10 protein-coding genes and 1 riboswitch are annotated in these 15,368 nt (G+C 73.7%); all 10 genes read right to left on the reverse strand.

From position 1 onward, the window contains the following. Nucleotides 1-490: 490 nt before the first annotated feature. The 10 genes from K311_RS0111990 to recC all read right to left on the reverse strand — a co-directional run bounded on the left by K311_RS0111990 (nt 491) and on the right by recC (nt 15,358). Nucleotides 491-931: a hypothetical protein gene (locus K311_RS0111990; RefSeq protein WP_026817513.1), complete on the reverse strand. Its 441-nt coding sequence runs from the start codon at nt 929-931 to the stop codon at nt 491-493. Nucleotides 932-1,006: 75 nt separating this feature from the next. After that, nucleotides 1,007-1,094: riboswitch (cyclic di-GMP riboswitch) on the reverse strand. Between the two features lie 81 nt (nt 1,095-1,175). Further along, a complete protein-coding gene (locus K311_RS16775; RefSeq protein WP_081683439.1) occupies nt 1,176-1,880 on the reverse strand; it encodes an EAL domain-containing protein in 705 nt (234 codons plus the stop codon). A gap of 81 nt (nt 1,881-1,961) precedes the next feature. After that, nucleotides 1,962-2,276, reverse strand: a complete 315-nt coding sequence (locus K311_RS0112000; protein WP_026817514.1) for a hypothetical protein — start codon at nt 2,274-2,276, stop codon at nt 1,962-1,964. A gap of 70 nt (nt 2,277-2,346) precedes the next feature. Next, nucleotides 2,347-4,242, reverse strand: a complete 1,896-nt coding sequence (locus tag K311_RS16780) for a sensor histidine kinase (RefSeq protein WP_051240081.1) — start codon at nt 4,240-4,242, stop codon at nt 2,347-2,349. Beyond that, nucleotides 4,239-4,919 (reverse strand): response regulator transcription factor, encoded by a 681-nt coding sequence (locus K311_RS0112010; protein ID WP_026817515.1) that lies wholly within the window; start codon nt 4,917-4,919, stop codon nt 4,239-4,241. Before K311_RS0112010 ends, K311_RS16780 begins: the two co-directional genes overlap by 4 nt. 102 nt (nt 4,920-5,021) lie before the next feature. Next, complete coding sequence (locus K311_RS0112015; protein WP_026817516.1) at nt 5,022-5,825, reverse strand: M48 family metallopeptidase; 804 nt, start codon at nt 5,823-5,825, stop codon at nt 5,022-5,024. Nucleotides 5,826-6,019: 194 nt separating this feature from the next. Continuing rightward, nucleotides 6,020-6,523 (reverse strand): GNAT family N-acetyltransferase, encoded by a 504-nt coding sequence (locus tag K311_RS0112020; RefSeq protein WP_026817517.1) that lies wholly within the window; start codon nt 6,521-6,523, stop codon nt 6,020-6,022. Next, nucleotides 6,520-8,280 carry an exodeoxyribonuclease V subunit alpha gene (recD, locus tag K311_RS16785; protein WP_051240082.1) on the reverse strand — a complete coding sequence of 587 codons (1,761 nt, stop codon included), beginning with the start codon at nt 8,278-8,280 and terminating at the stop codon, nt 6,520-6,522. The genes K311_RS0112020 and recD overlap by 4 nt, the downstream gene beginning before the upstream one ends. After that, the gene (locus K311_RS0112030) at nt 8,277-11,906 is read right to left on the reverse strand and encodes a UvrD-helicase domain-containing protein (RefSeq protein WP_026817518.1); all 3,630 of its coding nucleotides are present in this window, start codon (nt 11,904-11,906) and stop codon (nt 8,277-8,279) included. The genes recD and K311_RS0112030 overlap by 4 nt, the downstream gene beginning before the upstream one ends. After that, entirely contained in the window at nt 11,903-15,358 is a 3,456-nt protein-coding gene (recC, locus tag K311_RS16790; protein ID WP_081683441.1) for an exodeoxyribonuclease V subunit gamma, read from the reverse strand. Before recC ends, K311_RS0112030 begins: the two co-directional genes overlap by 4 nt. Nucleotides 15,359-15,368 lie beyond the last annotated feature (10 nt).

A 15,368-nucleotide genomic window follows, 5' to 3' on the forward strand; every position in this document is an offset into this window, starting at 1 on the left:
TTGACCGGCTTTGCGGTGATGCGGATTGATCACAGAGAGTCACCGCGCTACCGGTTGTCGATCAAACCGCTTTCCTGGAGTTGTTCAGACCTTCCTTAACGCGGGAGAGCTGGGTGGATCTTAGGTCGCTGGACGACCTCGACCGGGATCATTTTGAAAGCCGACTCAAGCGGGGAAGCGCGAGGCGCGTCCTGTCTATGCCACCCGCACTGCTGCGCGAGCCATGGGCTGCGTGGCGGGAGCTGACGATACGCCGGGCCGCCAGGAAAAACACATTCGGGATGCGGCTGCACGGATGGATTGATGCCTGCAGCGGAAAGGCGCCTTCTCTGCTGGATGCAGACGCCTCAAGCCTCGGGAGCTCTCGACCGCACCATGGCAACCACCGCCATTCGCCCTCGTCGCGCACCTGGGAGTCGTGCAGCAGCGCGAACACGCGTACGACCTGCACCGCCGGCGGCGGCCGGCGATTTGGATGCCGTGGCCCGGCTCACGCCGGCTCGGCGCTCCAGTGGATCTCCTGCAGCAGCGGCCCCGGCGGCACGTCGGGCGCGACGATCACCTCGATGCGGTGCACGACCGCGATGCCGACGCGGTGCGCCGGATCGATCAGCGTCGGCGCCGGCGCCAGCGGAACGCCGTCGATGGCCACGCGCACGCCGGGCGGGGCCTCGGGCAGCCAGGCGCTGACCCGCGCGGCCGCCGGCGCGTCGACGTCGCCCTGCAGGCGCAGCAGCAGCCGGTGCCGGGCGCGCTCGGATTCCGCGCCGCCGGAATCGGCCGGCGATCCGACGAAATCGAAATGGAAGCGCAGGCAGCCGCGGGCCGCGGTCGGGCCGGCGCCCAGGCAACCGGCGAAGGCCAGCAGCAGGCCGCTGCGCGAGACGAAGCACGCGGCGCGCGAGCGCGCCCGGGTGGTGGATGCGGACATGGTCTCCTCCAGTCGTTCGGGTGGAAGCACGGAGGCGCGGCAACGTGCCCACCGTCCATCGCTGGAGGCGGATGCTTCGGCAACCCCGCTACCCTGGGCGACTCGCGCCTGTAGGCCGGAAGCTTTGCGTCCCCACCTTTCGATGGGTTTGCCGTTGTCGTGCGATTCGGATGTTAGTGGCGATCGCCGGATCGGGAAGGGAAGCGCGTCACGGCTTCGCGAATCCGTCGCGGTCGCCGCGGCTTCAGGCCGCGAGTTCGCTCCGGCGGCTCCGCCAGTCGGCCTCCCAGGCCACCAGCTCGGCGCCGGGCATCGGCCGGGCGACGAAGTAGCCCTGGGCGTAGGTGCAGCCCGCGGCGCGCAGGAAACGCCAGTCGTCGAGGTCCTCGACGCCTTCCGCGACGACGCGCAGGCCGAGCTCGCTGGCCAGGCGGATGTTCGACTGCACGATGGCGGCGAGCTGCGTGTCTCGGGCGGCCCCGTGCACGAAGCTGCGGTCGATCTTCAGCTCGTCGACGGGGAACTCGCGCAGCTGCGACAGGAACGAATAGCCGGTGCCGAAATCGTCGATCGACAGGCGCACGCGCTTGAGTCGCAGGCGGGTCAGGATGTCGAGCTGCAGCGTGCGGTCGGCGGCCATCTGGCTTTCGGTGATCTCCAGGATCAGGTGCTGCAGCGGCGCCCCGGCGCGCGCCGCTTCCTCGGCCAGGTGGTCGGGGAAACGCAGGTCCGAGAAATCCTTCGTCGACACGTTCACCGCGACGTCCCACTGCCGGCCTTCCGCGCGCCAGCGCCCGAGGTCGCGCAGCGCATTGGCGAGCACGGCGCGGCTGAGCTCGCTGATCACGCCGGCCTCCTCGGCCATCGGGATGAACTGGCCTGGCATCACCAGGCCGTCCTGCGGGTGCCGCCAGCGCACCAGCGATTCCATGCCGATCATCCGGATCATTCGAGAGGTTCCGGTAGGTGACCGCGCGCACCGCCGCTTCCCAGAAGGCCGTGTCGGTGGTTCCGCTGGGGGAGCTCAGCGTCAGCACCCGGCTGGACGGGTCGATGCTGGCGACGATGTCGCCGGTCCATGCGCCGGGAGCAAACAAAAGACGTCGTCGCCGGTGCCGTCCGGCAGGTGGATGCTGACCGCCATGATCGGCGCACCGCCGACTGCATACGTGGCGGTGGCGTCGAGCGGAACCGCCGCGCTGTCCTCGACGTAGATCAGCGGATCCAGGGAAACCGTCAGCACCGGCGGGGACTGCGCCTGCGCCGCGGCGCTCGCGACGAGCAGGACGAGGAAAAAAAGCCGGCCAACGACGTGGCCAGCGCGACGCAAGGCGCTCTGCGACATTCGGATTTCCCCCGATGCCGCGGCGCGCGGCGACGGACCGTGATCGCATTCCCCTGCGGTCGAGCGCAGGCTACGCGGGGGATTTTTCCGAAGTCATCCCCGAAACCGGGGGTTCGTCGACCTCGAGCAACGGGAAGTCGAGCTGCAGCAGGGTGCCGGCGGGGCCGGAGGCGACCTGCAGTTCGCCGCCGAGCCGGGCCGCGCGCAGGCGCATGCTCGCCATGCCGGTGCCGGTGACCGCCCTGCCGCTGTCGGCCAGGCCATGGCCATCGTCGCGCACCAGCACGTGCAGGCCGGCGTCGCCGCGCACGACACTCACCTGCAGGCTGCGGGCGCCGCTGTGGCGGCCGGCATTGGTCAGCGCCTCCTGCAGCAGGCGCAGCAGGTCGAGGCTGCGAGCGCCGCCGAGGTGCACGCCGTCGACGCCCTCGATGCGCCAGTCGACCGCGATGCCGATGCCCTCGAGCAGCATGTCGGCGCGGTGGCGCAGGTTCGCGAGCATCGCCGCGAGGTCGCCGTCGCCGGCGGTGGAATCGATGACCAGGCGCAGGTCCTCGCGCATCCGCCGCAGCACGTCGACGATCTCGGCGGTCGAGGTCGCCGCCGGCGCCTGGCGCAGGCGGTGGATGGCCGCGACCAGGGTGCCGCCGAAACCGTCGTGCAGGTCGCGCACCAGGCGCAGGCGTTCGTCGGCGCGTTCGTGCGCGAGTGCCGCGGCGTGCTCGCGGCGCAGCGTCTCGCCGAGGCGCGCGGTGGCGCTTTCCACTTCCTGCTGCAGTTCCGCATTGAATGCCTCGATGCGCCGGCGCGCGCGCGCGAAGCGGTGCGACAGCACGAAGGCGATGCCGATCAGGGTCATCACCGAGGTCCAGCTCAGCAGCCAGGGGCCACCCTGGTTCCAGCCCATGAACAGCGCATAGTCGTGTCCCGAGGCCAGCACCGGCAGCAACAGGCAGCCGGCCATCACCTTCTGCTCGGTCGCCGGCGAACGCAGCGCCTGCCACAGGAACCAGAAGATGCCGCCGAAGTAGATCGAGGTGCCGAGCAGCACCCAACCGTCGCGCTGCAGGCCCATCCACTGCGGCGCGACGGTCGCCGCGGTCAGCGCGAGCAGGCAGGCGTAACCGAGGATCCGCTCCAGCGCCGGCCGGCGCTGTTCGGCGAAGCGCAGCAGGAACATCGCCTGGGCGGCGGCCGACAGGATCCAGAAGACCGCGACCCACGCGAACCACACGCGGGTGTCGGCGAACGGCCACGGCGACACCGCGAGGAAGTAGTAGGGATAGATGCCGCCGGCGAGCTGGGACAGCGCGAACCAGCCGTAGACGGCGTCCTGCCGCCGGCTGAGCCAGATCGCCGCGAACAGCGCCGCCAGCACCAGGCGCATGCCGATGTCGGCGACGTGCAGGTGCACGCGGTCGACCAGCCGGAAGCGGTACAGCGGCTCGAGCGCCGCCGGATCGCCGACCCGCACCTCGGCCAGGCCCGGCCGGAACGCCGCATGCCCGGCGACCCGCACCAGCACCTCGTTCTCGCCCGCGCGCAGCACCGGCGCATCGAGCAGCAGGAAGCCCGGCTGCAGCCAGCCGCGTGAGAGCGGCTCGACCAGCGAGGCGTCGCTGGCGAGCCGCACGCCGTTGACGCTGACGGCGCCGGCGAAGGTGCCGTGATCGACCAGCAGCGCGGTCGGCCGGGTATCCGGCTGGGTCCAGCGCAGGCGGTACCAGACGCTGCCGTCGTGTCCGGGCCAGCGCTCGCCCCAGGCATCGGGCAGTTCGACCGCGGTCCAGCCTGCGCTCGGGACGGCATCACCGGCGCCGGCCGCCGGCGCCGCCTCGGCGTGCGTCAGCCGGCGCGTCTCGTCGGTGGGTGCCGGTGCCGGCGCGCAGGCCGGCAGCAGCACCAGCGCGAGCAGCAGGAGGGGCAGCCGGTACAGCGCCCGCAGCCGCAGCCGCGCCGGGGTCACTGCAACAGGCCCAGCTGCCTCGCTTCGTGCACCGCGGCGGTGCGGGAACCGACCGCGAGCTTGCGGTAGATCGACTTGCAATAGCCCTCGACGGTCAGCGGCGACAGCCCGACGAGGCCGGCGATCTCGCGGTTGCTGTAACCGCGGGCGACCAGGGTCAGCACTTCCATCTCGCGGGCCGACAGCGAGGGCGCGCCGGGCCGGTCCTCGCCGGACGGGCGGCTGCCCGAGGCCGGTGCGGTGACCAGCGCGAGGATGCCGCGGGCCAGGGCCGGGTCGATCGGGGCGCCGCCGCGGGCGACGCTGCGCAGCGACACCGCCAGCTCCACGTCGTCGCGCTCCTTCAGCAGGTAACCGGTGGCGCCGGCGCGCAGGGCGGCGAGCACGGTCTGGTCCTGGCCCCAGGCCGAGATCACGACCGAGGTGGTATGCGGACGCTCGGCATGCAGCCAGGCGATCAGCTCGCGGCCGTCGCCGTCGGGCAGGCCGATGTCGACCAGGGCCAGGGCGAAGTCGAGGTCGTCGAGCCGCGCCCGCGCTTCGGCGAGGCTGCCGGCGAACACGATGTCGATCGATGCGCCGGCGACCTCGGTCAGGAGCTCGGCCAGCCGGCGCTGGGTGGCCGGTTCGTCCTCGACGATGAGGGCCGGTGTGAGCGCCACGGGTAGTCCGTCCATGCCGTGCGAATGCCTTCGGAGAGTGAGGTCATTCTAGCTAACGCACATGGGTTGGCTGCGGATGACACGCTCCTGCGTTTTCGCCGGCTCCGGCCCGGGACCTCAACGGCAGCTGGCGCGGCGGCCCCGGGCGGCCTCGTAAACCGGGCCCAGTTCGCCGGCCCGGCGCTGCATCTGGGCGATGCGCGCGGTCGGGTCCGGATGGGTCGACAGGAACTGCGGCGGCCGCGATGGGCTGGCCGCCAGCATGTTCTGCCACAGGTTCACGGCGGCCCGCGGGTCGTAACCGGCATCGGCCATCAGGCGCTGGCCGACGATGTCGGCCTCGTCCTCCTGCACCCGCGAACCCGGCAGCAGGAAGCCGGTCTGGGCGAGGATCGAGCCGCCCTGGGTCGCGGCGCCGACGACGTTGTCGCCGTAGCGGGTGCCGAGCAGGGCACCGACCAGCTGCACCGCGCCCTGGGCGCCGGCCTGGCGGGTCAGGCGCTCGTCGTGGTGGCGGGCGACGACGTGCGCGATCTCGTGCGCGAGCACCGCCGCGAGCTGGTCGTCGTCGCGAGCCACCTGGAAGATGCCTTCGTAGACGCCGACCTTGCCGCCGGGCAGCGCGAACGCATTCGCCTCGGCATCGACGAACAGCGCGGTTTCCCAGCCCACCCGGCGCTGCTCCGCCGGCAGCCGCGCCACCAGTGCATCGACGATGCAGCGCACCCGCCGCGTCTGGACCGCATCGACGTTGTGCCGCTTCTGCTGCTTGAGCTGTTCGAAGGCCTGCGCCCCGAGCTGGTCGAGCTGCTGCTGCGACACCGCCCCGACGTACTGCGTGCGGCCGGTCGGTGAGGTGGTGGTCGCGCAGGCGGTGGCCAGCGTGGCGGCGAGGAGGACGGGAAGGAGGCGGGCTTTCATGGGCGGATCTTCGCGGCGGCTGGATCAAGGGCGCGTGTTGGGCGGCACAACGCAAGCAGGGGACAAGAACTAAAAACCAAGAAGTAAAAAGTAAGAATTAGAAAGTAGTCGTCGTGCTTCCCGCTCCCTACCCCTACCCCTACCCCTACTTCTTGTTTCTTATTTTTCATTTTTCATTTTTCATTTTTCATCTTTCATTTTTCATTTTTCATTTCCTGTTTCCGTCCCCCGCCCTCCCGCCCATCCACCCACCACGTCCACACCTGCCGCTCCATGCCGGTGGCGCCGAGGCGGGCGTAGAAGGCCTGGGCGCGGGTGTTGCCGGGCTGGACGGTCCAGCGGATGCTGCCGGCGCCCTCGCTGCGGGCGAGTTCGCGCACCGCCTGCATCAGTCGCTCGCCGACGCCCCGGCCGCGCGCGGCGTCGCTGACGTAGACGTCGTCGATCAGCAGGCGCGCATGCGCGGCCCAGATCGCGTAGGTGCGGGTGTAGCTGACGAAGCCGAGCGCCTCGCCGTCGGATTCGGCGATGAAGGCGCCGAACCGCTCCGCACCGCCCGGCCCGTCACGGCGCAGGGCCTCGCGGTCGATCAGCAGGTGGCGCACGTCGCCCTCGTATTCGGCCAGCGCGCGCATCAGGGCGTACAGCAGGTCGGCGTCGGCGGCGGTGGCGGCGCGGATGCTGATCTCTGGTTTCACGTCGAGGCCTGCTTCATGGGTGTGGCTTCCTGCAGTCGCGCGACCAGCCCACCCACCCGCCGCACCGGCCGCGCCAGCGCCGTCGCCAGCACCGCGTCGCCCGCCCACAGCGCGACCGACTCGCGGGCGCGGGAAACCCCGGTGTAGAGCAGTTGCCGCGACAGGATGCGGTGTTCGGGATCGGGCGGCAGCAGCAGGGCGACGTGGCGGTACTCGCTGCCCTGGCTCTTGTGGATCGTGATCGCGAAGGCCGCGTCGTGCGCCGGCAGCGCGCCTGGGGCGAGGGCGCGCAGGCCGCCGTCGGCCTCGAACCAGACCCGCAGGCTGCCGTCGGCATCGGCGAGGCAGAGGCCGATGTCGCCGTTGAACAGGCGCAGGCCGTAGTCGTTGCGGGTGACCATCACGACCCGGCCGGGATACCAGCCGGCGTCCACCGGCAAGGCCCAGTGCCGGCGCAGGCCCGCTTCGATCGCCGCGTTCGTGGCGACGGTGCCGAAGGGGCCGTCGCGCAGCGCGCACAGCAGCTGGCGGGCGGCGAGTGCGCGCAATCGCGTGCCCGCCGCGTGTGCCGCGGCCTCCGCTCCGGCCGGCAGCGGCGGTGGCGGGCCGTCGGCGGCGAGGCTCGCGATCCAGGCGCGCAGTTCGCGCTGCAGCGCCGGCGGATCGGCGACCGGGCGGCGCTGCGCCTGCCCGCCGGCGGCGGCGATCGCGGCCGCGAGCGCGGCGGGATCACCGTCGCGCACCGCTTCGTTGACGCCGACCAGGCGGGCGTCGGCGCGGAAGCTGTGGCGCAGGCGTACCAGATCCGGCGCGCCCGCGGCGGCGAGCACCGCCACCAGGTCGCCGAAGACCGCGCCGGCGCCGACCGAATCGAGCTGGTCGGCGTCGCCGACCAGCACCAGGGTCGCGGTCGGCTTCAGCGCCCGCAGCAGCGCGCGCAGCTGGCCGAGGTCGAGCATCGAGGCCTCGTCGATCACCACCACGCCGGCCTCGACCGGCGAGTCCGGCCCGCGCCCGTACAGCCCGCGGCGCGGCGACCACCCGAGCAGGCGATGCACGGTCGACGCCTCGGCGACCGGCAGCGCGTCGAGCAGGCGCGCCCAGTCCGCCGGCAGCTGGTCGCGCAGGCGCGCCGATTCCTGGCGCAGCGACTGCACGAGGCGCTGCGCCGCCTTGCCGGTCGGCGCCGCGACCGCGATGCCGTCGGCGGCGGCGATGTCGTCGCGCAACAGGCGCAGCAGCATGCGCAGCACCGTCGTCGTCTTGCCGGTGCCGGGGCCGCCGGTCAGCACGAACAGCCGGCGGCCGCCGACCGCGTCGACGGCGGCGCGCTGGGCGCCCTCGCGCGCGGGGTCGCCGCCGGGGAACAGCGACGCGAGCACCTCGGCGGCCAGCGGCAGCGGCGCCGCCGCGGCGCGGCGGGCGGCGACGAGACCGGCGATCTCGCGCTCGTGCGCGAAGTTGCGCCACAGCGCGAAACGGCCGCCGGCGTCGAGCACGAACGGCGTCGTCGTGGCGCCGTCGCCGACCAGCGGCTCGCCGGCGACCGCTGCGCGGGCCTCGTCGTCCAGCTGCAGCGCGGTATCGCCGTCCTGTTCGGCGAGCGCGGCGCGCGCGGCCAGTGTCGCCAGCCGCGGCGAGCCGCCGTGCGCCTCGACCCAGCGCGCCAGCGTGCGCGCCAGCGCCCACTGCTCGGGCCGCAGGCCGTCTTCGGGCAGCCGTCGCGGGGGGCGGGCGTCGTAGCGCAGGTGGCTCATGCCGGCTCCTCCACGCGAGCGGCGAACGCGGCGTCGACCGCGGCGACGAGGGCGTCCTCGAAACGTTCGGCGAAGACGCCGGCCCCCGGCGCCAGGCCGGCGGCGCGCACGAACAGGTAGACGTAGCCGCCGAGGTGGCGGGCCGGATCGAAACCCGGCAGCCGCTGCCGCAGCAGCCGGCGCAGCGCGACCGTGTAGACCAGCGCCTGCAGGCGGTAGTGCGCGTGGTCCATCGTCGCGCGCAGCGCCGCGCCCTGGTAATCCGACAGGCGTTCGCCGAGCCAGTTGCCCTTGTAGTCGAGCACGTACCAGCGGTCGGCGTGCTCGAACACGAGGTCGATCGCGCCGGTCATCAGCCCGCGCAGGCGCGACAGCGACAACGGCGGCAGCAGGTCCGGCTCGCCGTGCCGGGCGCAGGCCGCGCGCAGGGCGTCGACGCGGACGTCGTCGAGCGGGAAATGGAAGCTCATCTCGGCGCGCTGCGCCGTCGCCGGCACCTCGCCGAGGCGCAGCCCCGGCGCCAGTTCGGCGGCGAGCGCGCCGTCGAGACGCTCGCCCAGGCGCGCCGCCAGTTCCGGCAGCGGCATCGTCGCGGCGACGCCGGCCTTCGCCAGCGCGCCGGCGATCATGCCGGCCTGCTCGCGCAGCGGGCGATCGAAGGCGCGGTCCTCGAATACCGCGTGCAGCGCGTTGCCGAACGCGGTGCCGCGGCTGCCGGCGAGCGCGAGCAGGGCCGGATGCGGTTCTTCCGCGGCCGGCGCCAGCGGATCCGGCGCGATCGCATCCGGCGCCGGCATCGCCGTCGCGACGATCACCTCAGCGGCCAGCGCCTCGTCGTCGGCCGGCGCTTCCTCGACGCCGGCGCGGGCGGCACCGACCAGGGCCGAGAAGCTCAGGCGCATCCGCGGCGGCGGCGGTGGCGGCAGCACGCGGGCGCGGCGGGGCGCGGTCAGGCTCGGGTCGGCGGCCAGGCGGGCTTCGTCGCGCGGCCAGCCGTCGCGCCATTCGATGCAGGGCAGGCGCGCGCGCTCGACGGTCAGCAGCGTCTGCACCATCGCGTCGAGCGGCGAGCGGTCGGGATCGACCTTCGGGCTCTTCGCCCGCGCGTTCGCCGGGCGGTCCGGCGGCAGCGTGTAGACATGGCAGGCGTGCACCGCGCGGGTCAGCGCGACGTACAGCGTGCGGAAGCGCTCGTCCTGGCCGTCGCGGCAGGCGCGCGCATGGTCGTCCGGGGCATACGACAGCCGCCGGCCGGGTTCGTCGTCGTGAGCGACCAGCCACGGCGGCGAGGCCCGCTGCGCCTCGTGCGCCCACGACAGCGGCAGGAACACGATCGGGAACTCCAGGCCCTTGCTCTTGTGCAGGGTCAGCAGCTGCACCCGGCGGGCATCGGATTCGATGCGCAGCTGGCGTTCGTCGGCGGCATCGTCGTCGCCGCCGTCGCCGTCGCGCTGGGCGGCGAACCAGGCCAGCAGTTCGCGCGGCCCGGCGACTTCGGCGGCGTGCTGCTGCAGCAGTTCGCCGAGATGGCGCAGGTCGGTCAGGTCGCGTTCGCCGCTCGGGCCGGCGAGCAGGCGGCCCGCTGCCGCTTCGGCCAGCTGCATGACCACCGCGAGCACGCCGCGCCGCTGCCAGGTCGCGCGCAGTTCGCGCCGGCGTTCGGCGGCGGCCTGCCAGGCGGCGGCATCCTGGTCCAGCGCGGCGACCTCCGCGATGCCGGCGCCCCACAGCCCGGTCAGCATCGCCGCGCGCAGGGCGCCGTCGTCGTCGTCGGCCAGCAGGGCCTGCAGCACGACGTGCAGCTCGAAGGCCCAGTCGCCGGCGAACACGCTGTCGCGGGCGCCGCCGACGCAGGGCACGCCGCGGGCCTGCAGCAGGGCCCGCAGCGCGACGATGTCGCTGTTGCGCGGCAGCAGCACCGCGATGTCGCCCGGCGCCAGCGGGACGCCGCCGAGCGCGTGCCGGCCGTCGGCGAGCATCGTCGCGATCTGCCGCGCGCAGGCGGTCAGCGCCGCGCGCCGGCGGGCGGGCGCGCTGCCGGGGTCGTCGGTTTGATGGTGCAGCACCAGCGGACGGGTGACCGCGACGCCGTCGATCGTCAGCGGCGTCGCGTCGGCGCGGCCGCTGGCCAGCACCGGCTCGACGACGATGTCGCAGCCCGGACTGCGCCCGAGCGCCGGACCGGCGTGTTCGAAGAAGGCGTTCACCGCGTCGACGCAGGCGCGGCTGGAGCGGTGGTTGGTGGCGAGCGTCAGCGCGTGGTCGGCGTGGCTGCGGGCGCGCCGGTAGGCGAGCGGATCGCCGCCGCGGAAGCCGTAGATCGCCTGCTTCGGGTCGCCGATCATCACCAGCCGCCCGCGCTTGCTGCCGTCCGCCTCGCGATAGACGCGGTCGAGGATGCCGTACTGCAGCGCGTCGGTGTCCTGGAACTCGTCGACCAGCGCCACCGGCCAGTCCGCGAACAGCGCGTCGGCCAGCAGCGGCCGCGCGACGATCGCCGCATGCGCCTGCCGCACCATCTCGTCGAAGGTCGTCTGCCCGCGCGCCGCCAGGCGCTCGCCGCGCCAGCGTTCGGCCTGTTCCTGCTGCGCCTTCCAGAAGCGCAGGCGCGGGCGGCACAGCGCCGCCTCGTAGCGGGCGAAGCGGGCGCGGAGTTCGACGATCAACGGTTCGGCGATGAAGGCCTGCTGCCGCGCCGGCGCGATCTGGTCGGCGACGTCGAAGCGGCGCAGATGCTCGGGCGCACTGTCCTTCAGCGCCGCATCGTCGCCGCACAGGAAGTCGGCGAAACCGCGCAGCGCGTTGGCGAGCGCGGTCTTGCGCGACTGGAACAACGCCCGGTCGGCGAGCAGCGCGTGCACGCGCCCGGCGAAGTCCGCCGGCGTGTCCGCGCGCAGGTCGTCGAGCAACTCGCCGTCGGCGTCGATGCGCACGCCGGGACGCAGCACCTCGCGAAGCGTGCGGGTGAACTGATGCAGGCTCGGCCTGGCGATGCCGGCGGCCTCGAACGGATCGCCGTCGTCGCCGTCGCCCTGGTGCAGCACGCGCCACGCGTCACGCGCGAGCTCATCGAGCAACGCCTCGCCGGAGGTCGGTGCGCCCGGCTCGAAATCGCCGCCGCCCTCGAGCGGATGCTCGGCGAGGATCCGCCGGCAGACGCCGTGCAGGGTGCCGATCGGCGCGCGGTCGAAGTCGGCGAGGGCCAGGCGCAGCCGGCGCAGGTCCTCGCGGCGGGTGGGCTCGTCGGCCCAGCGCGCGTGCAGCCAGGCCACGTCGTCCGCCTTCTGCTCCCCCGTAGGAGCGGCTTCAGCCGCGATGCCTTTCGACATCGCGCCTGAAGGCGCTCCTACAGCGGGGGGCGCGGCGGCGGCGGCCGCCGCCGTCGTCGTCAACCGTGTCCGCAGCCGCTCGCGCAGCTCCTGCGCGGCGGCATCGGTGAAGGTGGTGACGACGATCTGCTCGACCCGCAGCGCCGGCGACGATTCCAGCAGCAGGCGCAGGTAGAGCACGCCGATCGTCCAGGTCTTGCCGGTGCCGGCACTGGCCTCGACCAGCGAACGACCGCCGGCATCCAGCGGCAGCTCCCGCCAGTGCCGCACGCGGATCGGCGGCGCGGGCGCGCTCATGCGCCCTCCTCTTCCGCCGTCAGCGGCCACAGGATCGCCTCGGCGAGCCGGCGCGCGCGCAGCCGCAGCGCAGCCTCCTCGCCGCTGCCTTCCGCGAATCCCAGCCCACGTCCGAGCAGGCGTGCGTAGCCCGGCGTGTACGCGCGCTCCTGCTGCCACGCCTCCTCCGCGTCGCGACCGGTGACGACGGCGGAGGCGGTGCGCGGGAACCACGTCGGCGGCGGCGCGACCGCGTGCTCGAGCAGCGTGGACACGTGCTGCTCGAGCGCGCCGGACAGGAGCTTGCGCAGGTCCGCGTCGGCGTGGACCCACGCCTCGTCCCATTCGGCGATCGCCCGCTGCCACGGGTAGCGCTCGCCACGCGCGCGCGCCGAATGCTTCAGCAGCAGGCACAGGCGCACCCGCCGCTCGGCGTTCTCCGGCGCCAGCCGCAGCAGCGCCCAGACCAGGAACAGCGGCAGGCGTTCGCCGAAGCCGAGATCGTGTTCGCGATCCACATGCGGGAAGGCCGCGAAGACCCACGCGATGCCGTCGCGTTCGTGCACGCCCGACGGCCGGCCGTCGATGCGGTAGCGACCGAAGTCGCGGCGCAGCGGCGCGTCCGCGAACTCGTCCGCGAGCACGGGGCTGAACAGGCTGGTGGTTTCCGGTCGCTCTTCGATCGCGGCGAGAAGGATCTGCGCCCTCTCGACCTCGCCGGCCCAAGCGCGTTCGCCGAGTCGGCCGGCCGGCAGCACGCCGCCGCGCACGAGATGCCGCGGCGGCGACGGGTCGATGCGGCGGGCCGGATCGCGCAGCGCCGCGAGCAGCAGGCCGCGGGCGGCGCGGTCGAGCGGCGCCAGCGTTTCCTCCAGCGGTTCGTCCTCGGCCAGCGCCTCCTCCTCGAGGCCGTCGAGGCGGGCGCGCAGGTCACGCGCCAGCCGCGCCTTCGCCGGGTCGCGGAAGCGCTGGCGCAGCTCGTCGAGCTGCAGGTGCACCGGCGCATCGCCGTCGTGCGCCGGCGGCGCCGCAACGTCGGCACCGGCACCGGCACCGGCACCCGCAGCTTCCGGCGCGGCACCGCCCTTGCCCACCCCGCTCCAGCCGGCCGCGAAGGTGTAGAGGCGCGGGTCGCCGCCCTCCGCGTAATAGCGCGCGTCGAAGGGCTGCAGCGGATGATCGACGCGCCAGTCCGGCGGCGGCGTGACGCCGCCCGCGGCAGGCTTCGGCGGCGGAGGCAGCGCCGCCATCAGTTCGACCAGTGGCGCCGCCGGATTGCGCAGGCTGTCGTCCTTCGCGTCGCGGCCGCGCCAGCTCAGATGCAGGCGGTCGCGCGCCGACATCACGGTTTCGAGGAAGAGGTAGCGGTCGTCGCTGCGGGTGTCGCGGTCGCCGAGGCGGCGCAGGCCAGGGCGACGGATCGGGTCGAGACCGGCGTCGACGTCGTTGCGCGGGAACTCGCCTTCGTCGAGGCCGAGCACGGCGACGATGCGGAAGGGAATCGCGCGCTGCGGCACCATGCCGCAGACCGTCATGCCGCCGGCGAGGAAACGCTGGCGCGCCGACAGCGCATCGAGCTTCTCCTCGATCCAGCGCCGCACCACCGCGTAGGACAGCGGCGGATTCTCGCCGGCGTCTTCCGGTTCGGCGGCGAGCGCGTGCAGGATGCCGCGCAGGGTTTCCATCGCCGTGCGCGAGCCGTCGTCGGCAGGATCCGGCGCGATCAGCGCATCGAGGCGCTCCTGCAGCCGCGCCGCCCAGTCCTTCGCGCGCAGCGCGGCGGCGGCATCGGCGCGCATCGCCGCGAGCTGCTGCAGCAGATGGTCGAGCGCGGCCAGGCCCGGCGCGCCACCGGCAGCGACCGCCGGCACGGATGCGATTTCGCTGCCGTCGGCGAGCGCGTGCACGGTGACCGCGTCCTCGTCGCCGTGCACGAAGGCCGACACCAGCCGGTCCATCGCCCAGGCCAGGGTGTGTTCCTCGCGCGCCGGCACGCCGAAGGCGGCGCGGAATCCGGGATCGAGCGCCCACGCGGCGCGGGCGTCGCCGAGCCGGCGCGCCAGCGTCGCGATCGCGTCCTCGTCCAGGCCGAGGCGGCGGGCGACATCGGGCTGCGCCAGCAGGTCGACGAGTTCCGGCGCCGTCGCCCGCGACACCGGCAGCGCCAGCACGCGGCGGAACGCGGCGAGCAGCGGCGAGGTGTCGGCGACGGCGACGTCGGCGAGATGCCAGGGCAGCGGCTGCGCCGGATCGCCGGCCGGGCCGAACACCACCGGCAGCAGCGGCACGTAGGCGCGGATGTCGGGCGCCATCACGACGATGTCGGCGGGTTCGATCGTCGGGTCGTCGACACGCGCCTGCAGCAGGGCGTCGCGCAGCACCTCGAGTTCGCGCAGGCGGGTATGGCAGCGGTGCACGCGCAGCGAGGGATCGGCGCGGCGCTCGGCCGGCGCGCGCGGATCGTCCGCGGCGAGCGCCGGCTCGAGGCGGCGGATGCTTTCCTGCAGCCGGTCCAGCAGATGCTTCGGCGCGTCGTCGCGCTGGTCGTGGTGGTTGCGCAGGTCGAGGTCGATCGGCAGCTCCTGCAGCTGCAGCAGGAAGTGCTGGCCGAGCCGGCCCCAGGCGGCGAGCAGCGGGTGGTCCTGTTCGAGCAGGAGCGCCTCGCTCTCCTCGCTGTAGGGCGCTTCGGCGAGCTGGCGCAGGCGTTCGCGTTCGCCACGCAGGCCCATCCAGTATTCGCGGCAGGGATCGGGCACGTGGAAGACCACCGGCCGCCAGCGCGCCAGCGCCGCGAACACCTCCAGCTCCGCCGGCGCCAGGTGGCTCAGGCCGAAGACGTGCAGCGGGTCGTCGGGCAGCGCCGGCGGTGCGCCCTGCTCCAGTTTCCTGCGCAGCGCCTCGAGCTGCTCGCCGCGGTGCGGGTGCGGGCGCAGGCGACGGTACAGGCGGCGCCACAGGCCCGGATGGAAACCTTCCTCGGCGAAGGCGCTGCGGCCCGCCGCCCAGGCGCGCAGCCAGTCCGGGCGGTAGGCCATGTACTGGCCGTGGATGCGCGCGAGGCGGTCGGCGAGCTGGAAGCGGCGCAGGCCGTCGTGGTCGTCGGCGAGCGCGGCTTCGAGCACCGGGTCCCCGGGCTCGGCGAGCAGGGCGTGCAGGTGCCAGCGCAGGGTCTCGCGACGCCAGGCCTGGTGCGAGGTCGCCTCGGTACCGAGCACCTCACGGGCCAGGCCGTCGAGGAAGGTCGACGGCAGCACGATATCCAGGTTGGCGACGATGTCTTCGCGACCGCGGTGCCTGGCCAGCGCCCCGGCCAGCCACTGGCGCATGCCCGGGTGCGCGGCCACCACCGTCTGCGGCTGCAGCGGCGAGGCCGGCGCCTGGCTGCGCAACAGCTCGTCGAGCGGCGCCAGCAAGGCCTCGAGGCGGCTGGCGCGCAGCACGATCAGGCGGCCAGGGACCGGGGGAGTCGTCATCGTGGCGGTA

Source organism: Arenimonas composti TR7-09 = DSM 18010 (assembly GCF_000426365.1).
Lineage (GTDB): Bacteria > Pseudomonadota > Gammaproteobacteria > Xanthomonadales > Xanthomonadaceae > Arenimonas > Arenimonas composti.